General features: G+C 67.9%; 18 protein-coding genes. All 18 read left to right on the top strand.

Going from position 1 to position 20,756, the window contains the following annotated elements:
• Window positions 1–25: 25 nt before the first annotated feature.
• Window positions 26–739 (top strand): 50S ribosomal protein L1, encoded by a 714-nt coding sequence (rplA, locus tag Raf01_RS02105; RefSeq protein ID WP_203915966.1) that lies wholly within the window; start codon window positions 26–28, stop codon window positions 737–739.
• 90 nt (window positions 740–829) lie between these two features.
• Entirely contained in the window at window positions 830–1,546 is a 717-nt protein-coding gene (locus tag Raf01_RS02100) for an ATP-binding cassette domain-containing protein (RefSeq protein ID WP_203915965.1), read from the top strand.
• Window positions 1,543–2,232 (top strand): hypothetical protein, encoded by a 690-nt coding sequence (locus tag Raf01_RS02095; protein WP_239133301.1) that lies wholly within the window; start codon window positions 1,543–1,545, stop codon window positions 2,230–2,232. The genes Raf01_RS02100 and Raf01_RS02095 overlap by 4 nt, the downstream gene beginning before the upstream one ends.
• Window positions 2,233–2,591: 359 nt before the next feature.
• Window positions 2,592–3,188, top strand: a complete 597-nt coding sequence (rplJ, locus tag Raf01_RS02090; RefSeq protein WP_203915964.1) for a 50S ribosomal protein L10 — start codon at window positions 2,592–2,594, stop codon at window positions 3,186–3,188.
• 34 nt (window positions 3,189–3,222) lie between these two features.
• Window positions 3,223–3,612, top strand: a complete 390-nt coding sequence (gene rplL / locus Raf01_RS02085; RefSeq protein WP_203915963.1) for a 50S ribosomal protein L7/L12 — start codon at window positions 3,223–3,225, stop codon at window positions 3,610–3,612.
• A 597-nt stretch (window positions 3,613–4,209) separates the two neighbouring features.
• Window positions 4,210–7,653: a DNA-directed RNA polymerase subunit beta gene (gene rpoB, locus Raf01_RS02080; protein WP_203916136.1), complete on the top strand. Its 3,444-nt coding sequence runs from the start codon at window positions 4,210–4,212 to the stop codon at window positions 7,651–7,653.
• Window positions 7,654–7,744: 91 nt separating this feature from the next.
• Window positions 7,745–11,635: a DNA-directed RNA polymerase subunit beta' gene (locus Raf01_RS02075; protein WP_203915962.1), complete on the top strand. Its 3,891-nt coding sequence runs from the start codon at window positions 7,745–7,747 to the stop codon at window positions 11,633–11,635.
• 207 nt (window positions 11,636–11,842) lie between these two features.
• Window positions 11,843–12,193, top strand: a complete 351-nt coding sequence (locus Raf01_RS02070; protein WP_239133300.1) for a hypothetical protein — start codon at window positions 11,843–11,845, stop codon at window positions 12,191–12,193.
• Between the two features lie 10 nt (window positions 12,194–12,203).
• Complete coding sequence (locus tag Raf01_RS02065) at window positions 12,204–12,851, top strand: DUF4190 domain-containing protein (protein ID WP_239133299.1); 648 nt, start codon at window positions 12,204–12,206, stop codon at window positions 12,849–12,851.
• A 385-nt stretch (window positions 12,852–13,236) separates the two neighbouring features.
• Window positions 13,237–13,611 (top strand): 30S ribosomal protein S12, encoded by a 375-nt coding sequence (gene rpsL, locus Raf01_RS02060; RefSeq protein ID WP_203915960.1) that lies wholly within the window; start codon window positions 13,237–13,239, stop codon window positions 13,609–13,611.
• 1 nt (window position 13,612) lies between these two features.
• On the top strand, window positions 13,613–14,083 hold the full coding sequence (gene rpsG / locus Raf01_RS02055) for a 30S ribosomal protein S7 (protein ID WP_203915959.1): 471 nt from the start codon (window positions 13,613–13,615) through the stop codon (window positions 14,081–14,083).
• A 29-nt stretch (window positions 14,084–14,112) separates the two neighbouring features.
• Window positions 14,113–16,218: an elongation factor G gene (gene fusA, locus Raf01_RS02050; RefSeq protein WP_444544542.1), complete on the top strand. Its 2,106-nt coding sequence runs from the start codon at window positions 14,113–14,115 to the stop codon at window positions 16,216–16,218.
• 146 nt (window positions 16,219–16,364) lie between these two features.
• Window positions 16,365–17,558, top strand: a complete 1,194-nt coding sequence (tuf, locus tag Raf01_RS02045; RefSeq protein WP_203915957.1) for an elongation factor Tu — start codon at window positions 16,365–16,367, stop codon at window positions 17,556–17,558.
• Window positions 17,559–17,934: 376 nt separating this feature from the next.
• Window positions 17,935–18,243, top strand: coding sequence for a 30S ribosomal protein S10 (gene rpsJ / locus Raf01_RS02040; protein ID WP_007073037.1), 309 nt, complete (start codon window positions 17,935–17,937; stop codon window positions 18,241–18,243).
• Window positions 18,244–18,257: 14 nt separating this feature from the next.
• Window positions 18,258–18,908 (top strand): 50S ribosomal protein L3, encoded by a 651-nt coding sequence (gene rplC, locus Raf01_RS02035; RefSeq protein WP_203915956.1) that lies wholly within the window; start codon window positions 18,258–18,260, stop codon window positions 18,906–18,908.
• Window positions 18,905–19,600 carry a 50S ribosomal protein L4 gene (gene rplD, locus Raf01_RS02030; RefSeq protein ID WP_203915955.1) on the top strand — a complete coding sequence of 232 codons (696 nt, stop codon included), beginning with the start codon at window positions 18,905–18,907 and terminating at the stop codon, window positions 19,598–19,600. The genes rplC and rplD overlap by 4 nt, the downstream gene beginning before the upstream one ends.
• Window positions 19,597–19,899, top strand: a complete 303-nt coding sequence (gene rplW, locus Raf01_RS02025) for a 50S ribosomal protein L23 (protein ID WP_203915954.1) — start codon at window positions 19,597–19,599, stop codon at window positions 19,897–19,899. Before rplD ends, rplW begins: the two co-directional genes overlap by 4 nt.
• A 13-nt stretch (window positions 19,900–19,912) precedes the next feature.
• Window positions 19,913–20,752: a 50S ribosomal protein L2 gene (gene rplB, locus Raf01_RS02020; protein WP_203915953.1), complete on the top strand. Its 840-nt coding sequence runs from the start codon at window positions 19,913–19,915 to the stop codon at window positions 20,750–20,752.
• Window positions 20,753–20,756: the final 4 nt, after the last annotated feature.

Genomic DNA, 20,756 nt, shown 5'->3' with positions numbered 1-20,756 from the left:
CAGACACCACAGGAGACTAGAGCTCATGCAGCACAGCAAGAACTACCGCAAGGCAGCCGAACAGGTCGACCGGGAGAAGCTGTACACGCCGGCCGACGCGATCAAGTTGGCCAAGGAGACCACCACGGTCAAGTTCGACCCCACGGTCGAGGTCGCGATGCGCCTCGGGGTCGACCCGCGCAAGGCGGACCAGATGGTCCGGGGCGTGGTCAACCTGCCGCACGGCACCGGCAAGACGGCCCGCGTCATCGTCTTCGCGGCCGGCGCGAAGGCCGCCGAGGCCGAGTCCGCCGGAGCGGACGTGGTGGGCACCGATGAGCTGGTCGCCCGGATTCAAGAGGGTTGGCTGGACTTCGACGCGGCGATCGCCACGCCGGACCAGATGGCCAAGATCGGTCGGATCGCGCGGATCCTGGGCCCGCGCGGCCTGATGCCGAACCCGAAGACGGGCACGGTCACGATGGACGTGACGAAGGCGGTGCAGGACATCAAGGGCGGCAAGATCACCTTCCGGGTGGACAAGCACTCGAACCTGCACCTGATCATCGGCAAGGCGTCCTTCACCGAGGACCAGCTGGTCGACAACTATGCCGCCGTACTCGACGAGGTCCTGCGCGCGAAGCCGTCCGCGGCCAAGGGCAAGTACCTCAAGAAGGTCTTCGTGACCACCACGATGGGGCCCGGCATCCCGATCGACCCCAGCATCACGCGCAACCTGACCGGAGCCGAGGCGGAGTAACCGCCGGCCCGAGCGGGCGCACGCAACCAGATCGACGGGGACGACCGGCAGGGTCGTTCCCGTCGATTCGTTTGTGGCATCGTGTTTCGCATGCGCCTGGATGAGGTGTCGTTCCGGTACGGTCGCCGGACCGCATGGGTGCTGTCGGAAGTCACCGTCGACATTGGCGACGGCGAGGTCGTGGTGGTGCGGGGGCGCAACGGCGCCGGCAAGTCCACGCTCCTCCAGATGATGGCCGGGGTGCTCCAGCCGACCCGCGGTCGCATTCTCGACCGGCCTTCCCGGGTCGGGTGGGTGCCGGAGCGGTTCCCGGCGGAGCAGCCGTTCACCGTCTCGGGGTATCTGGCCGCGATGGCGGCGCTGCACGGGGCGGGGTCGCCGGCTCCGTGGATCGACCGGCTGGGCCTGGCGCCGTTCCGCACCGTCAAGCTCGCCGAGCTGTCCAAGGGCACGGCGCAGAAGGTCGGCCTGGCACAGGCGCTGATCTGCCGACCCCAGCTGCTGGTGCTCGACGAGCCGTGGGAAGGGCTGGACGCGGCGGCCCGCGATCTGGTGCCGGACATCGTCGCCGAGATCGTGGCCGCCGGCGGGTCGGTGATCGTCAGCGATCACCGGGGCGACACCGCGAGGCTGCCGGAGGCGACCGAGTGGACGGTCGACGGCGCTCGAGTGACGCCGGAGCGGGCCGAGAAGGCGAGGACGGGCGCGGATACTCCGTGGCTCATCGAGGTCGCCGCCGGCGACGGGCCGGCCGCCGTGGCCGCGTTGCGCGCCGCCGGGCACGAGATCATCCGGGTACGGGCATGAGCGGCGCACGGCTGGCACCGCTGGTGACCATGCGGGTGGCCGGCTTCCTGCGCACCGGACGGTTCATCCCGCCATTGCTTGCCGCTCTCGTCCTGCTCAGCATCCTGTACGGCGGCGGCCAGGCCGACGCCGCCGAGGCGTACGGGGTGTCCGCGCTGCTGATGTTCCCGGTGCTCGCCTGGCAGACCAAGCTCCTCCTCGACGCCGAGCCGGACGTCCAGCGCCGGCTGGCCGTGGTCGCGCTGCGCTCCCGCCGCCGTGAGGCGGTCGCCGGACTGCTCGCGGCGTCCGTGATCGCGGTACCCGCGGTGATCATCGCGCTCGGGCTGCCCTGGGTGGTGAACGGCGTCAAGCACGCGCACGCCGGTACCGGGCTGCTGCTGGGTCTGTGGGCGCACGCGATCGTGCTGCCACCCGCCCTCGCTGTCGGAGCGTGGAGCAGCCGGGTGATCGCCACCACCGCCGGCCGGGCCACCGCCGTCCTGGTCGGCGGCGCCGTTCTCGGGTTGGTACTGGGGCTGAGCGGCTCGCCGGTACCGTGGCTGGCGCCGCCGCTGATGGGTGCCGCCCGGGCGCTCGCGAACGGGATCGGGGCCGGTGCCCTGGGCGGGTTCACCGGCTGGGCGCTGGTCTGGTCCGCGCTCGTTCTGGCCGGGTACGGCTGGCTGAGGCGCACCCGGGCCTGATTCCGGAACGGTTTTGGCGCCCGACCCGACCGTCCGGTATCCTTCACACCGAAGTTCCACCCGAAGACCGCTGGTCACCGCGCTGATGATCCGATCGGAAGATCGTTTCGGAAGGCGCGGCCGAAGGCCCCGCATCGAGCGGGCGGCCCGCGCAGGGGCGGACATCCGCAAGGTCGGGCCGTTTGGCGGTCCGGGTTCGCGATGTCCGGAGCATCGTGAGTCGGGCCATCATGTTCCTGCCCGCCCCGTGCGCCCCCGCGCCGGGGCGTTTTCTCGTTGTTGGGCACCCAGCCGTACAGCCCAATCAGGGAAGTCTCGTGACACGAGCGCTCCCGCGAGGATCCACAGGAAGGAGGGACATGGCGGACAAGATCCGGATCGACAAGGCCGGCGCGGTCGCCGAGCTGAGCGAGCAGTTCCGTAGCTCCAGCGCGACCGTTCTCACCGAGTACCGGGGCCTGACCGTCGCTCAGCTCACCGAGCTGCGGCGTTCGCTGGGCGCCGAGACGAAGTACGAGGTCGCCAAGAACACGCTCGCGAAGCGGGCGGCGACCGATGCTGGCATCACCGGCCTGGACAGCCTGTTCACCGGTCCTACCGCGCTCGCCTTCGTTGCCGGCGACCCCGTCGAGGCGGCGAAGGGCCTGCGCGACTTCGCGAAGACTCACCCGCTGCTTGTCATCAAGGGCGGCGTGTTCGAAGGCAAGGCGATCAACGCGGACGAGGTCAGCAAGATCGCCGACCTGGAGTCCCGCGAGGTACTGCTGGCGAAGCTCGCCGGCGCGATGAAGGGCAACCTGAGCAAGGCCGCCGGCCTGTTCCAGGCGCCGCTGTCGAGGGCCGCCCGCGTGGTGGCCGCCCTGCAGGACAAGATCGAGAAGGAAGGCGGGCCGGCCAGCGCCGCGCCCGCCGACACAGCCGAGGCGTCGGCCACTTCCGCGCCGGAAGGCGCCTGACCACCACAACGTACGGAAAGGGAGCCGACCCATCATGGCGAAGCTGAGCAACACCGAACTGCTCGACGCGTTCAAGGAGATGACGCTGATCGAGCTGTCTGACTTCCTGAAGCAGTTCGAGGAGACCTTCGACGTCACCGCCGCCGCCCCGGTCGCGGTTGCCGCGGCGGCCCCGGGCGGCGGCGCCGCTGCTGCCCCGGTCGAGGAGGAGAAGGACGAGTTCGACGTCATCCTCGAGGCTGACGGCGGCAAGAAGATCCAGGTCATCAAGGTCGTGCGTGAGCTGACCGGTCTGGGCCTGAAGGAGGCCAAGGACCTGGTCGAGGCCGCGCCGAAGCCGGTCCTGGAGAAGGCCAACAAGGAGAACGCCGACAAGGCCAAGGCCAAGCTGGAGGCCGAGGGCGCCAAGGTCACCCTCAAGTGACCTGACGCCAACGCGTCGGTCGGCGGCCGGCTCCGGGTACCCGGAGCCGGCCGCCGCGTTTCTGCCCGCGCCGGGTGCGATCCGGCGTCCGCTGGAGCCACCGCCGGCCTCCGGCTCGCCCGTCCGGGAACGCGGCGGTACGCGCCTCGGGGCCGTCCAGCCGCCGGGAAGTTGGCCACCGGATGGCCCGGCCGGAGCCTTCTGCGCACCCCTTTGTCCGAATATGCCGTATGCGCATATGCAAGTTGCGCATCACCCGTGTCCGACCCGTCGCTCAACTCTTGACGGGGCCGCACGGGACAGGCACGCTGATTGCGCAACGCCTTCCGCGGATGCGCCAGACCGTCGCTGGAAGTCCCGAGCAAGGGTCCTTGAGGCCCGTGCAGGCCCCGGGTTCACCCCCCGGTATGGCCCGCTCAGGAGACTTCGCGATGGGGGCTCGACAGCGGTTAGCCTTTCGGCTACACTGCTAGTTTGCGCTGCCTTCCGAACTAGCCCCCGCCTAGATTGTCCGTTTTGGGTAATTTAACAGGGGTCAATCGGGGTGCACGCGCAACGGCCGTTTTGCAGCACCACCGGTCCTCGGAAGGACGCATCTTGGCAGCTTCCCGCCCTGCGAAGACCAGTCGTACGTCGTCGAGCGCCTTCGCTCCCCGCCGAATCTCATTCGGCAGGATCACCGAACACCTCGAAGTCCCCAACCTCCTTGCCATTCAAACCGAGTCCTTTGACTGGTTGGTCGGCAACGAGGCGTGGGCAACGCGTTCGGCTGATGATCCGCACGCTCGTTCGGGTCTTGCAGAAATCCTCGACGAAATTAGTCCCATTGAGGACTTTTCCGGAACTATGTCGTTGTCATTCTCCGCGCCGCGCTTCGACGAGGTCAAAGCCTCGATCGAGGAGTGCAAGGAGAAGGACCTGACCTACTGTGCGCCGCTGTTCGTGACCGCGGAGTTCACCAACCACACCACCGGCGAGATCAAGAGCCAGACGGTGTTCATGGGTGACTTCCCGATGATGACGCCGAAGGGCACCTTCATCATCAACGGCACCGAGCGCGTCGTGGTCAGCCAGCTCGTCCGTTCGCCGGGCGTGTACTTCGACAAGCAGCCGGACAAGACCTCTGACCGGGACCTGTCCAGCGTGAAGGTCATCCCCAGCCGGGGTGCCTGGCTGGAGTTTGACATTGACAAGCGCGACACGGTCGGCGTTCGCATCGACCGCAAGCGCCGCCAGGCGGTCACCGTCCTCCTCAAGGCCATCGGTTGGTCCAACGAGCAGATCCGCGAGCGGTTCGGCTGGTCCGAGCTGATGATGACCACGCTGGAGAAGGACCACATCGCCGGCCAGGACGAAGCCCTGCTCGACATCTACCGGAAGCTGCGGCCCGGTGAGCCGCCGACCCGGGAGAACGCGCAGACCCTGCTGGACAACCTGTTCTTCAACCCGAAGCGCTACGACGTGGCGAAGGTCGGGCGATACAAGTTCAACAAGAAGCTCGAGGTCGACGTCCCGATCACCACGGGTGTGCTGACTGTCGAGGACATCGTGTCGACCGTCGAGTACCTCTGCCGGCTGCACACCGGCGAAGACGGGTACGAGCCGGACGACATCGACCACTTCGGCAACCGGCGCCTGCGTACGGTCGGCGAGCTGATCCAGAACCAGGTCCGGGTCGGTCTGTCCCGGATGGAGCGGGTCGTCCGCGAGCGGATGACCACCCAGGACGTCGAGGCGATCACGCCGCAGACCCTGATCAACATCCGCCCGGTAGTGGCGGCGATCAAGGAGTTCTTCGGTACGTCGCAGCTGTCCCAGTTCATGGACCAGACCAACCCGCTGGCCGGTCTGACCCACCGGCGCCGCCTGTCGGCGCTGGGCCCTGGTGGTCTGTCCCGGGAGCGGGCCGGTTTCGAGGTCCGTGACGTGCACCCGTCGCACTACGGACGGATGTGCCCGATCGAAACGCCGGAAGGCCCGAACATCGGTCTGATCGGCGCGCTGTCCACCTTCGCCCGGGTCAACCCGTTCGGCTTCATCGAGACGCCGTACCGGAAGGTCCTCGAAGGTCGGGTCACCGACCAGATCGACTACCTGACCGCGGACGAGGAGGACCGGCACGTCATCGCGCAGGCCAACGAGCCGCTGAAGAGCGACGGCGCGTTCGCCGGCGAGCGGGTGCTGGTCCGTCGTAAGGGCGGCGAGTTCGAGGCCGTGGCGCCATTGGCTGTGGACTACATGGACGTCTCGCCGCGCCAGATGGTGTCGGTCGCGACCGCCATGATCCCGTTCCTCGAGCACGACGACGCCAACCGGGCCCTGATGGGCGCGAACATGCAGCGCCAGGCCGTACCGCTGATCAAGGCGGAGTCGCCGCTGGTCGGCACGGGCATGGAGTACCGCGCCGCGGTCGACGCCGGTGACGTGGTCGTCGCCGAGGTCGGTGGCGTGGTCGAGGACCTGTGCGCCGACTACGTGACGGTGCACCAGGACGACGGCCACCGCCGCACCTACCTGCTGCACAAGTTCCGCCGGTCGAACGCCGGCTCCTGCGTGAACCAGAAGCCGGTGGTCTTCGAGGGTGACCGGGTCGAGGCCGGCCAGGTCATCGCGGACGGGCCGTGCACCGACGAGGGTGAGATGGCGCTCGGGCGCAACCTGCTCGTGGCGTTCATGCCCTGGGAGGGCCACAACTACGAAGACGCGATCATCCTGTCCCAGAAGCTGGTCCAGCAGGACGTCCTCACCTCGATTCACATCGAGGAGCACGAGGTCGACGCCCGCGACACCAAGCTGGGGCCGGAGGAGATCACCCGCGACATCCCGAACGTCAGCGAGGAGATGCTGGCCGACCTGGACGAGCGGGGAATCATCCGGATCGGTGCCGAAGTGGTACCGGGCGACATCCTGGTCGGCAAGGTCACGCCCAAGGGCGAGACCGAGCTGACCCCGGAGGAGCGGTTGCTTCGCGCGATCTTCGGTGAGAAGGCCCGCGAGGTCCGGGACACCAGCCTGAAGGTGCCGCACGGTGAGAGCGGCACGGTCATCGGTGTCCGTACCTTCTCCCGGGAAGACGGCGACGAGCTGTCGCCGGGCGTCAACGAGCTCGTCCGGGTGTACGTGGCCCAGAAGCGGAAGATCCAGGACGGCGACAAGCTCGCCGGCCGGCACGGCAACAAGGGTGTCATCTCCAAGATCCTTCCGGTCGAGGACATGCCGTTCCTGGAGGACGGCACGCCCGTGGACATCGTGCTCAACCCGCTGGGTGTACCGAGCCGGATGAACGTCGGCCAGGTGCTGGAGACGCACCTCGGGTGGGTCGCCAAGACCGGTTGGAAGCTCGAGGGCGACGACACCACCTGGAAGAAGGCGCTGCGGTCGATCAACGCGCACGAGTCGGAGCCGGACACCAACGTGGCGACCCCGGTCTTCGACGGCGCGAAGGAAGAGGAGATCGCCGGCCTGCTCGACTCGACCCTGGCCAACCGGGACGGTGTCCAGCTGGTCGGGGCCAGCGGCAAGGCGCAGCTGTTCGACGGCCGGTCCGGCGAACCGCTGCCCGACCGGATCGCGGTCGGCTACATCTACATCCTGAAGCTCAACCACCTGGTCGACGACAAGATCCACGCTCGGTCGACCGGACCGTACTCGATGATCACGCAGCAGCCGCTGGGTGGTAAGGCGCAGTTCGGTGGGCAGCGCTTCGGTGAGATGGAGTGCTGGGCGATGCAGGCGTACGGCGCCGCGTACGCCCTGCAGGAGCTGCTCACGATCAAGTCGGACGACGTGCTCGGCCGCGTGAAGGTATACGAGGCGATCGTCAAGGGCGAGAACATCCCCGAGCCCGGCATTCCCGAGTCGTTCAAGGTCCTGCTCAAGGAGCTGCAGTCGCTGTGCCTCAATGTTGAGGTGCTCTCCAGCGACGGCGTGGCTCTGGAGATGCGGGAAACCGACGACGAGGTGTTCCGGGCGGCCGAGGAGCTGGGTATCGACCTGTCCCGGCGTCCCAACGAGGGCGTCAGCAGCGTCGAGGAGATCTGAGGTGTCGGGTCCGGCCGGCCTGCCGGCCGGGCCCCGCCTGGCGACCACAAACCCGAGCATCGCGTAGCGATCAAGAAATACGAGGGACCAAGTGCTCGACGTCAACTTCTTCGACGAGTTGCGTATCGGCCTGGCGACCGCGGACGACATCCGCCAGTGGTCGCACGGCGAAGTCAAGAAGCCCGAGACGATCAACTACCGCACCCTCAAGCCGGAAAAAGACGGGCTCTTCTGCGAGAAGATCTTCGGCCCGACCCGGGACTGGGAGTGCTACTGCGGGAAATACAAGCGGGTCCGGTTCAAGGGCATCATCTGTGAGCGCTGCGGCGTCGAGGTGACCCGGGCCAAGGTGCGGCGTGAGCGGATGGGACACATCGAGCTCGCGGCGCCGGTGACCCACATCTGGTACTTCAAGGGCGTCCCGAGCCGCCTGGGCTACCTGCTCGACCTGGCTCCCAAGGACCTCGAGAAGATCATCTACTTCGCGTCGTACGTCATCACGAGCGTGGACACCGAGGCGCGGCACCGCGACATGTCCACGGTCGAGAGCGAGATCGGTGCGGAGAAGCGGCACGCCGAGAACGCCCGCGACTCGGAGATCGAGAAGCGCGCCGCCAAGCTCGAGCAGGACCTGGCCGAGCTGGAGGCGGAGGGCGCCAAGGCGGACGTGCGGCGCAAGGTCAAGGAGGCTGGCGAGCGCGAGATGCGCCAGATCCGTGACCGGGCGCAGCGCGAGGTCGACCGGCTCGACGAGGTCATGGACACGTTCCGCAAGCTCGACACCAAGCAGCTGGTCACCGACGAGCTGCTGTACCGCGAGCTGCGCGACCGGTTCGGGGAGTACTTCTCGGGTGCCATGGGCGCCGAGGCGATCAAGGCGCTGATCGAGAACATGGATCTCGACGCCGAGGCCGAGGACCTGCGCGAGACGATCCGTTCCGGCAAGGGCCAGCGGAAGATCCGTGCGCTCAAGCGGCTCAAGGTCGTCGCCGCGTTCCTGAACACCACCAACTCGCCGCTGGGCATGGTGCTGGACTGCGTACCGGTGATCCCGCCGGACCTGCGCCCGATGGTGCAGCTGGACGGTGGCCGGTTCGCGACGTCGGACCTGAACGACCTGTACCGCCGTGTGATCAACCGGAACAACCGGCTCAAGCGCCTGATCGACCTGGGTGCCCCGGAGATCATCGTCAACAACGAGAAGCGGATGCTGCAGGAGGCCGTCGACGCGCTGTTCGACAACGGCCGCCGTGGCCGTCCGGTCACCGGTCCCGGTAACCGGCCGCTGAAGTCGCTGTCCGACATGCTCAAGGGCAAGCAGGGCCGGTTCCGGCAGAACCTGCTGGGCAAGCGCGTCGACTACTCCGGCCGTTCGGTCATCGTGGTCGGCCCGCAGCTCAAGCTGCACCAGTGCGGCCTGCCCAAGCAGATGGCGCTGGAGCTGTTCAAGCCGTTCGTGATGAAGCGGCTGGTCGACCTCAACCACGCGCAGAACATCAAGTCCGCCAAGCGGATGGTCGAGCGTCAGCGCCCGGTCGTGTGGGACGTGCTGGAAGAGGTCATCGGCGAGCACCCGGTGCTGCTCAACCGGGCGCCCACCCTGCACCGTCTGGGCATCCAGGCTTTCGAGCCGCAGCTGGTCGAGGGCAAGGCCATCCAGATCCACCCGCTGGTCTGCACCGCGTTCAACGCGGACTTCGACGGTGACCAGATGGCGGTGCACGTGCCGCTGGCCGCCGAGGCGCAGGCCGAGGCCCGGATCCTGATGCTCTCGTCGAACAACATCCTCAAGCCGGCCGACGGCAAGCCGGTCACCATGCCCACCCAGGACATGGTCATCGGCCTGTACCACCTCACGCACAAGCGGGAGGACCTGCCCGGAGCCGGGCGGACGTTCAGCTCGGACGCCGAGGCGCGGATGGCCTTCGACAACGGCGAGCTGCACCTGCAGGCGCCGGTACGGATCCGCCTCCACGGTGTGATCGGCGTGGACAACGGCGTCGGTGCCGCCCCGTGGGACGCTCCGGAGGGCTGGGAGCCGGGTACTCCGTTGATCATGGACACGACCCTGGGTCGGGTTCTGTTCAACGAGACCCTGCCGCCCGGGTACCGCTTCGTGAACTACGAGATCCGCAAGGGTCAGCTCTCGGCGATCGTCAACGACCTGGCCGAGCGCTTCCCGAAGGTCGCCCTGGCGGCCACTCTGGACGCGCTCAAGGAGGCCGGTTTCCACTGGGCCACCTGGTCGGGTGTGACGATCGGTATCGAGGACGTGGTCCAGCCCCCGCGCAAGCGGGAGATCCTGGAGCGGTACGAGCGGGAAGCCGAGCGCATCGACAAGCAGTACCAGCGTGGTCTGATGACCGCGGAGGAGCGCCGCGGCGAGCTGATCGAGATCTGGACCAAGGCGACCAACGAGGTTGCCAAGGAGATGGAGACGGCTCTGCCGAAGGAGAACCCGCTGTGGAAGATGATCAACTCGGGTGCTCGCGGTAACCTGCTTCAGCTCCGGCAGATCTCGGCGATCCGTGGTCTGGTGGCCAACCCCAAGGGTGAGATCATCCCGCGTCCGATCAAGTCGTCCTTCCGTGAGGGCCTGTCCGTGCTGGAGTACTTCATCTCCACGCACGGTGCCCGCAAGGGTCTGGCCGACACCGCCCTGCGTACCGCCGACTCCGGGTACCTGACCCGGCGTCTGGTGGACGTCTCGCAGGACGTGATCATCCGTGAGGAGGACTGCGGTACCGACCGGGCCATCCCGATGCAGGTCGGCGAGCGGACGGCGGACGGTCAGCTGGTGGTGCACGAGCACGCCGAGACCGGGGCGCACGCCCGTACGCTGGCCGACGACATCAAGGACACGTCGGGCAACGTCGTCGCGCATCGTGGCGACGACATCAACTCGATCCTGGTGGACAAGCTGGTCGCGGCGGGCGTCGAGAACGTCCGGGTGCGCAGCGTGCTCACCTGCGAGTCCAAGCTGGGCGTCTGCGGGGCCTGCTACGGCCGTTCGCTGCCGACCGGCAAGACCGTGGACGTCGGCGAGGCGGTCGGCATCATCGCCGCCCAGTCGATCGGTGAGCCGGGCACGCAGCTGACGATGCGTACCTTCCACACCGGTGGCGTCGCGGGTGAGGACATCACCCAGGGTCTGCCCCGTGTCCAGGAGATCTTCGAGGCGCGGGTGCCCAAGGGCAAGGCGCCGATCGCGGAGATCGCCGGCCGGATCCGGATCGAGGAAGGCGACCGGTCGCGGAAGATCATCATCGTGCCGGACGACGGCAGCGACGAGATCGTCCACGACAAGATCTCCAAGCGGGTCCGCCTGCGGGTGACCGACGGCGGGCACGTGGAGGTCGGCGAGAAGATCACCGAGGGCACCATCGACCCGCACGAGTTGCTGCGGGTACTGGGTCCGCGGGCCGTCCAGGTCCACCTGACCCAGGAGGTCCAGGAGGTCTACCGGTCGCAGGGTGTGCTCATCCACGACAAGCACATCGAGATCATCATCCGCCAGATGCTCAAGCGGGTGACGATCATCGACTCCGGCTCGACCGAGTTCCTGCCGGGTGTGCTGGTCGACCGCGCTCACTTCGAGGCGGAGAACCGGCGGATCGTGGCCGAGGGCGGCGAGCCGTCCGCGGGGCGTCCGGTGCTCATGGGTATCACCAAGGCGTCGCTGGCCACCGAGTCGTGGCTGTCGGCGGCGTCCTTCCAGGAGACGACCCGGGTGCTCACCGACGCGGCGATCCACGCCCGCAGCGACTCGCTGATCGGTCTGAAGGAGAACGTGATCATCGGAAAGCTCATCCCGGCCGGTACCGGCATCAGCAAGTACCGCAACATCCGGGTGGAGCCGACCGAGGAGGCCAAGGCCAAGGTGTACTCGATGACCGGGTACGCCGAGACCGACTACGGCTTCGGGCCGGCCAGCGGCCACGCGGTACCGCTGGACGACTTCGATCTCGGATCGTTCCGCTGACGGTCGACTGGTCTGGGTCGTCGCTCGGCGCACGCCGTGCCGACCCAGGCCGGCCGGTTGACCGGTCTGGGTCATCGCCCGGCGCCTGACGCGCCGAGCGAAACCCGGCCGAACAGCCGGCACCGAGCGTGAGATCGGGGCCTCAGGTGAACGCCTGAGGCCCCGATCTGTTTCTATAAAGTGGTGAGCGCTATCCCGGGAGCGAGCGTGGGATCGATCGACGTGGCCACCGTGCGGCATCCGCTCGATCCCGATCCGGTGCCGTCGTCGAAGGCGGTCGCGGTCCTGGCGCTCGGCATCGTCGCCGCCGTCACTGGATTCTTCCTCGGCGGCCTCATCCCGGCGGCACTCGCCCTGCTGTTGGCCCGGGACGCCCGGCGGGAGATGTCGGCGGCGAAGGGGTTCCTCACCGGCGGCCGGCGCATCCGCATCGGAGTCGCGCTGGCCTGGGTCGGCATCGTCCTGGCGGCGACCGCCGTGGTGGTCGCGGCCATCGTCGGGCTGCTGCACATGGCCGGCAGCTCCGGCGGCACGAACTACGCCCCCAACGTGAACTGAAAGGCCGGCCGTGACGGAGCCGCCCCAGCCGCCCTGGGCCAACCCCGGGCCACCCCCCTCGATGCCGGCGCCGCACTATCCGCCGCCGGGGCCGGGCCAGCCGTACCCGCCTCCGGCGCCCCCGGGGTGGCACCCGTACCCGGGCCCGACGCCGGTCGTCCGGCCGCCGGCGCACCCCGGCGGTGCGCTGGAGTACCCGGGTGGCGTACCTGTCCACCAGGGGTACCCGAGGGTGCCGGCACCCCCGCCGCCGCCATCAGGACCCGTCGTCGCCCAGGGCCGGCCGGTACGCATCGACCCGGTACCCGGCACCGAGTTCGGGATCGCCTACCTGCCGGTCAACCCGACCTTCCTCGGCCTGGCCACCGGGAGCATGGTGGCCGGCATCGGGACCGCGCTGGTGGCTCTCGTGGTCATCTGCTTCGGAGTGGCCGGCGCCAGCCGCGGCTGGGGTCCCCTGGTCTCGGGTGCGTTCGCGATCCTGTCCGCTCTGCTCGGTGCGGCCGCGATCACGCTGGGTACGATCGCGCTCCGCCAGATCGGATCGGCCCGGGGACGCCTGAAGGGCCGGGGTGCGGCGCTCGCCGGCATCTGGTGCGGGGCCTCGGGCCTGGGCGTGGCCGCGTTCGGGTTCGTGCTCGCCCTGCTCATCAGCTGAGCGCGGCGACTGAGACGGGCCTCACTCGGCCCGGCACCGCGCGACGGCCGGTCGGCGGCAGGGTTCCGTAATCGCGAGGTACTATTTGATACCGGAGTGACTTCCGTAGGGCTCATTTTGACGAGGGCTCAAACGGTCGGTACTCTTTCCCCTCGTGCCCGGGCATGCCCTGGGCTCATCGTGCGTGCGCCCGTGTGGCGTCGCCCGAGAAATTAACCCGGCGGTCCGCATGGTTGCCGTCGGGCCCGTGTGCCGGACGACACGCCCGACCGCGGGGGCCGGACAGGCGATCGTCGCCGATCCGGCCGCACGGCAGGTGTAGGACGTTCGACAGGCAAGACGGCGCGGCCGCGAGGCAGCGGTCGAAGGGAGATTCGAGACCCGGATGCCCACCATCCAGCAGCTGGTCCGCAAGGGCCGCCAGGCGAAGACGAGCAAGACCAAGACGCCGGCGCTCAAGGGAAGCCCGCAGCGGCGCGGCGTGTGCACGCGCGTGTACACCACCACGCCGAAGAAGCCGAACTCGGCACTGCGCAAGGTGGCCCGCGTCAAGTTGACCAGCCAGATCGAGGTCACCGCGTACATCCCCGGTGTCGGGCACAACCTGCAGGAGCACTCGATCGTGCTGGTTCGCGGCGGCCGGGTGAAGGACCTCCCGGGCGTCCGATACAAGATCGTTCGCGGATCGCTGGACACCCAGGGCGTCCGCAACCGCAAGCAGGCGCGCAGTCGGTACGGCGCGAAGAGGGAGAAGAGCTGACATGCCGCGTAAGGGCCCCGCGCCGCGCCGGCCGTTGGTCGCCGACCCGGTTTTCAACTCACCGCTGGTCACCCAGCTGATCAACAAGATCCTTATGCGCGGCAAGCGTCAGCTCGCCGAGCGGATCGTGTACGGCGCGTTGGAGGGTTGCCGGGAGAAGACCGGCACCGACCCCGTGGTCACGCTCAAGCGCGCCATGGACAACGTGAAGCCGACTCTGGAGGTACGCAGCCGCCGCGTCGGTGGCGCGACCTACCAGGTGCCGGTTGAGGTGCGCCCGACCCGGGCCACCACTCTGGGACTGCGCTGGCTGGTGACGTACTCCAAGGCTCGGCGCGAGAAGACGATGGTTGAGCGACTCATGAACGAGCTGCTCGACGCGAGCAACGGCCTCGGTGCCGCCGTGAAGCGGCGCGAGGACACCCACAAGATGGCCGAATCCAACCGGGCCTTCGCGCACTACCGGTGGTAGAGGTCACGAAAACGAAGACGAAGTAGGGGATCACAGTGGCTGCCGCCGACAACGCGCTCGCCAAGCTCCGCAACATTGGCATCATGGCGCATATCGACGCTGGTAAGACTACGACCACCGAGCGGATCCTGTTCTACACCGGTATCACGTACAAGATCGGTGAAGTTCACGAGGGCGCTGCCGTCATGGACTGGATGGAGCAGGAGCAGGAGCGCGGTATCACCATCACTTCCGCCGCAACCAAGTGCGAGTGGAAGGGCCACACGATCCAGATCATCGACACGCCCGGCCACGTCGACTTCACCGTCGAGGTCGAGCGCTCGCTGCGTGTTCTGGACGGTGCGGTGGCTGTTTACGACGGCGTTGCCGGCGTGGAGCCGCAGACCGAACAGGTCTGGCGGCAGGCCGAGAAGTACCACGTGCCCCGGATGTGCTTCGTCAACAAGCTCGACCGCACCGGCGCGGACTTCTTCCGCTGCGTCGACATGATGGTGACCCGGCTCCAGGCCAACCCGCTGGTGCTCCAGATTCCGATCGGTAACGAGGCCGACTTCATCGGCGTCGTCGACCTGCTCGGGATGCGCGCGCTGACCTGGCGCGGGGAGACCCAGAAGGGCGAGGACTACGCCGTCGAGGAGATCCCGGCGGACCTGGTTGACCAGGCCAACGAGTACCGCGAGAAGCTGCTGGAGACGCTGTCCGAGACGGACGACGCCGTCCTGGAGAAGTTCCTGGAGGGCGGCGAGTTCACCGTCGAGGAGCTGAAGGCGGTCACCCGCGCGGCGACCATCGCTGGCAAGGTCAACCCGGTGCTGTGTGGCTCGGCGTTCAAGAACAAGGGCGTCCAGCCCATGCTCGACGCCGTCGTGGACTACCTGCCGTCGCCGCTGGACGTTCCGGCGATCGACGGTACGGCCACCGACGGCGAGACGCCGATCCACCGCCGGCCGAGCGTCGACGAGCCGTTCGCCGGCCTGGCCTTCAAGATCCAGACGGATCCGCACCTCGGCAAGCTCACCTACGTGCGGGTGTACTCGGGTCGGATCGAGTCCGGCGCCCAGACGATCAACTCCACGAAGGACCGCAAGGAGCGGATCGGCAAGATCTACCAGATGCACGCGAACAAGCGGGAAGACCGCCCGTTCGCGCAGGCCGGCGACATCGTCGCGGTACAGGGTCTGAAGCAGACCACGACCGGCGACACGCTGTCCGACCCGGCGCACCCGGTGATCCTGGAGTCGATGACCTTCCCGGAGCCGGTCATCTCGGTGGCCATCGAGCCGAAGTCGAAGGCCGACCAGGAGAAGCTCGGCACCGCGATCCAGAAGCTGGCCGAAGAGGACCCGACCTTCCGCGTCCGCAACGACGAGGAGACCGGCCAGACCGTGATCAGCGGTATGGGCGAGCTCCACCTGGAGATCCTCGTCGACCGGATGAAGCGCGAGTTCCGCGTCGAGGCCAACATCGGCAAGCCGCAGGTGGCCTACCGGGAGACGATCCGCCGCAAGGTGGAGAAGGTCGAGTACACGCACAAGAAGCAGACCGGTGGGTCGGGGCAGTACGCCAGCGTTCTCGTGAACCTGGAGCCGTTGCCGCTGGCCTCGGACGGGCCGACGTACGAGTTCGTCAACGCGGTCACCGGTGGGCGCATCCCGAAGGAGTTCATCCCCTCGGTCGACGCCGGTGCCCAGGACGCGATGCAGTACGGCGTCCTCGCCGGGTACCCGCTGGTCGGGCTGAAGCTGACGCTGACGGACGGGAAGTACCACGAGGTCGACTCGTCCGAGATGGCGTTCAAGATCGCCGGCTCGATGGTGCTGAAGGAGGCGGCCCGCAAGGCCGATCCGGTGCTGCTCGAGCCGATGATGGCCGTCGAGGTCGTCACCCCGGAGGAGAACATGGGTGACGTCATCGGCGATCTCAACTCCCGCCGCGGCATCATCCAGGCGATGGAGGAGCGCGGCGGTGCCCGCGTCGTCCGCGCCCTGGTGCCGTTGTCGGAGATGTTCGGCTACGTCGGCGACCTGCGGTCGAAGACCCAGGGCCGGGCGAGCTACTCGATGCAGTTCGACTCCTACGCGGAGGTTCCGCAGAACGTCGCGAAGGAGATCATTGCGAAGGCGACGGGCGAGTGAGCATCGCCGCCGAGCAATCCACCGAGGCAGCCGGGGAGTGATCCCCGGCTGGTCCCGGCGGGAGCGAGCTGCATCATCCGGGCCGGCCACTGCGGCCAGACCCAGGTAAACGACGTACGAACCAAGAAGTCCACAGGAGGACAGCAGTGGCGAAGGCGAAGTTCGAGCGGACTAAGCCGCACGTCAACATCGGCACCATCGGTCACATTGACCACGGTAAGACGACGCTGACCGCGGCCATCACCAAGGTCCTGCACGACAAGATGCCCGATCTCAACCCGTACACGCCGTTCGACGAGATCGACAAGGCGCCGGAGGAGAAGGCCCGCGGCATCACCATTTCGATCGCACACGTCGAGTACCAGACTGAGGCGCGGCACTACGCCCACGTCGACTGCCCTGGTCACGCCGACTACATCAAGAACATGATCACAGGTGCCGCCCAGATGGACGGCGCGATCCTGGTCGTGGCCGCCACCGACGGCCCGATGCCGCAGACCCGCGAGCACGTGCTGCTGGCCCGCCAGGTCGGCGTCCCGTACATCGTCGTGGCGCTCAACAAGAGCGACATGGTCGATGACGAGGAGCTGCTTGAGCTGGTCGAGCTGGAGGTGCGCGAGCTGCTCTCCAGCCAGGAGTACCCGGGCGACGACCTGCCGGTCGTTCGCGTCTCGGCGCTGAAGGCGCTCGAGGGCGACGCCGAGTGGGCGGACAAGCTCATGGAGCTGATGAACGCGGTCGACACCGCGATTCCGCAGCCCGAGCGGGAGACCGAGAAGCCGTTCCTGATGCCGATCGAGGACGTCTTCACGATCACCGGTCGCGGTACGGTCGTCACCGGCCGTTGCGAGCGGGGCATCCTCAAGCCGAACGAGGAGGTCGAGATCGTCGGCATCAAGCCGAAGTCGATGCGGACCGTCGTGACCGGCATCGAGATGTTCCGCAAGCTGCTCGACGAGGCTCGGGCCGGCGAGAACGTCGGTCTCCTCCTCCGCGGTATCAAGCGCGAGGACGTCGAGCGCGGCATGGTCGTGGTGAAGCCGGGGACCAACACCCCGCACACCGAGTTCGAGGGCACGGTCTACATCCTCTCCAAGGAGGAGGGCGGCCGGCACACCCCGTTCTTCCAGAACTACCGTCCGCAGTTCTACTTCCGGACCACGGACGTCACCGGCGTCGTCACGCTGCCCGAGGGCACCGAGATGGTCATGCCGGGCGACAACACCGCTATGACGGTGGCGCTCATCCAGCCGATCGCGATGGAGGAAGGTCTCAAGTTCGCGATCCGTGAGGGCGGCCGCACCGTTGGCGCGGGTCGGGTCACCAAGATCATTAAGTGACCTGGGTAACCCTGATTTTGTCGCCGTACCTCGGTACGGCATACTGAACAGGTTGTGCTCAGCGCGGGGTGGCCGATTTCGGTCGGCCACCCCCGCATGGCGCTCGAACACCTTGGGCGCCTTTCGACCACCGAACGGTTCTCCCGCCCATCGGCGTGGTGAGCCACGGACGAACGCCTCGGCGATCCGGCCCTGAGTCGGGACGCCGCCAGACCGCTCCGGATCAGGGGCGGAGCCTGGTTCCACAAGGCGACACGCCCGACCGCGGGGGTCGGTACGAGCGGGAGCGGGGCCTAGACCCGGAGCTCGGAGACGAGCCGGGGCGGTCCACGGACCCGCACAACAGCGGCATCGAGAAGAAGGAACAGAAGCCACTATGGCGGGACAGAAGATCCGCATCCGGCTCAAAGCCTATGACCACGAGGTCGTCGACTCCTCGGCTCGCAAGATCGTGGAGACGGTGACACGTACCGGGGCGCAGGTCGCGGGCCCGGTGCCGCTGCCCACGGAGATCAACCGCTTCTGCGTGATCCGCTCGCCCCACAAGTACAAGGACTCGCGCGAGCACTTCGAGATGCGTACGCACAAGCGTCTGATCGACATCATCGACCCGACGCCGAAGACGGTCGACTCGCTGATGCGCCTTGACCTGCCGGCGGGCGTCGACATCGAGATCAAGCTGTAGTAGGGACTCGACTAATGGACAGGCAAGTCAAGGGGATCCTGGGCGCCAAGCTCGGCATGACCCAGGTCTGGGACAACAACCGCGTTGTCCCGGTGACCGTGGTGCAGGCCGGCCCGTGCGTCGTGACCCAGGTCCGCACCGCCGACAAGGACGGCTACTCCGCGATCCAGCTCGCGTTCGGTGCGATCGACCCGCGCAAGGTCAACAAGCCGAAGGCTGGACACTACGCCAAGGCGAACGTGGCGCCGCGCCGGCACATCGTCGAGCTGCGCACCACCGACGCCAGCGAGTACGAGCTGGGCTCCGAGGTCACCGTCGAGGCGTTCGAGGCCGGTGCGCCGATCGACGTCACCGGTCGGACCAAGGGCAAGGGCTTCGCCGGTGTGATGAAGCGGCACGGCTTCCACGGCCTGCGCGCCAGCCACGGTGTCGAGCGCAAGCACCGCTCCCCGGGTTCGATCGGCGCCTGCGCCACCCCGGGCCGCGTGTTCAAGGGCGTACGGATGGCCGGCCGCATGGGTGGCTCGCGCTACACCGTGCAGAACCTGACCATCCAGGCGGTCGACCCGGAGAACAACCTCATCCTGGTCAAGGGCGCGGTACCCGGTCCGAAGGGTGCGCTGGTGCTCGTCCGCAGCGCGGCCAAGAAGGGCGGTACGAAGTGACCTCCGTCGACGTCATCAGCCGTGAGGGCACCACGACCGCCTCGGTTGACCTGCCCGCGGACATCTTCGACGTACAGGCCAACATCCCGCTGATGCACCAGGTCGTGGTGGCGCAGCTGGCGGCGGCCCGGCAGGGCACGCACAAGGCCAAGAACCGTGGCGAGGTGTCCGGCGGCGGCAAGAAGCCGTACAAGCAGAAGGGCACCGGCCGGGCCCGGCAGGGTTCGACCCGCGCGCCGCAGTTCACCGGTGGTGGCGTGGTGCACGGCCCGGTCCCGCGGGACTACAGCCAGCGCACCCCGAAGAAGATGAAGGTCGCCGCCCTGCGTGGTGCCCTGTCCGACCGGGCCCGCGACGGCCGCCTCCACCTGGTGGAGTCCTTCGTGGACGGTGAGACGCCGTCGACCAAGGCCGCGGTCGCGACGCTGGGCAAGGTCGTCGCCGAAGCGAAGCGGGTACTGGTCGTGCTGGGCGCCGAGGATGAGCTGAACTGGCTCTCCCTGCGCAACGTGCCGGCCGTGCACCTGATCGAGGCCGGCCAGCTCAACACGTACGACGTACTGGTCGCCGACGACGTGGTGTTTACGACCACGGCCCTGGACGAGTTCCTCGGTGTGCCGTGGGTGGCCGGCGGCGGGTCCGCCGACGCGGCCGCTGTGCAGGACGACGCCAGCGAGGAGGGCGGACAGTGAGCACGATCGCCGACCCGCGCGACATCATCGTCGCGCCGGTGATCTCGGAGAAGAGCTACAGCGAGCTCAACAAGAACTGGTACACGTTCCAGGTGCACCCGGACGCGAACAAGACCGAGATCAAGATTGCCATCCAGCAGATCTTCAACGTCCGCGTCGAGACGGTGAACACCCTGAATCGCCAGGGCAAGCGCAAGCGCACGCGTACCGGTATCGGCAAGCGCAAGGACACCAAGCGCGCGATCGTGAAGCTCGTCGACGGGGACCGCATTGAGGCCTTCGGCGGCCCGGTGAGCTAGGGGTTTATCGATAATGGCTATCCGCAAGTACAAGCCGACCACGCCCGGTCGTCGAGGCTCCAGCGTCGCCGACTTCGCCGAGGTCACTCGGTCGCAGCCGGAGAAGTCCCTGGTCGTGCCGCTGCACAGCAAGGGCGGGCGCAACGCCCACGGCCGGATCACCACTCGGCACCAGGGCGGCGGGCACAAGCGCCAGTACCGGTTGATCGACTTCAAGCGGGTCGACAAGGACGGCGTACCGGCGAAGGTCGCGCACATCGAGTACGACCCGAACCGCACCGCGCGCATCGCGCTGCTGCACTACGCCGACGGCGAGAAGCGGTACATCATCGCGCCGAAGGACCTCAAGCAGGGCGACCGGGTCGAGTCGGGCTCCCGCGCCGACATCAAACCGGGCAACAACCTGCCGCTGCGCAACATCCCGGTCGGCACCACGGTTCACGCCGTGGAGCTGCGCCCGGGCGGTGGCGCCAAGCTGGCCCGTTCGGCCGGCGTCGGCATCCAGTTGCTCGGCCGCGAGGCGGACTACGCCACGCTGCGCATGCCCTCCGGGGAAATCCGCCGGGTGTCGGTGTTCTGCCGCGCCACGGTGGGCGAGATCGGCAACGCCGACCAGTCAAACATCAACTGGGGCAAGGCCGGCCGGATGCGGTGGAAGGGCAAGCGCCCGACCGTCCGTGGTGTCGCGATGAACCCGATCGACCACCCGCACGGTGGTGGTGAGGGCAAGACCTCCGGTGGTCGCCACCCGGTCAACCCGAACGGTAAGCCCGAGGGTCGTACCCGTCGCAAGGGCAAGCCGAGCGACCGGCTGATCGTTCGCCGCCGCTACGCCAACCGCAAGCGCGGCTGAGGAA

Origin of the sequence: Rugosimonospora africana, assembly GCF_016862975.1 — a bacterium.
In the GTDB taxonomy this organism is placed as follows: Bacteria; Actinomycetota; Actinomycetes; order Mycobacteriales; family Micromonosporaceae; genus Rugosimonospora; species Rugosimonospora africana.
The sequence above is the reverse complement of the archived record's forward strand: the minus strand, read 5'-3'. Positions and strand labels throughout refer to the sequence as shown.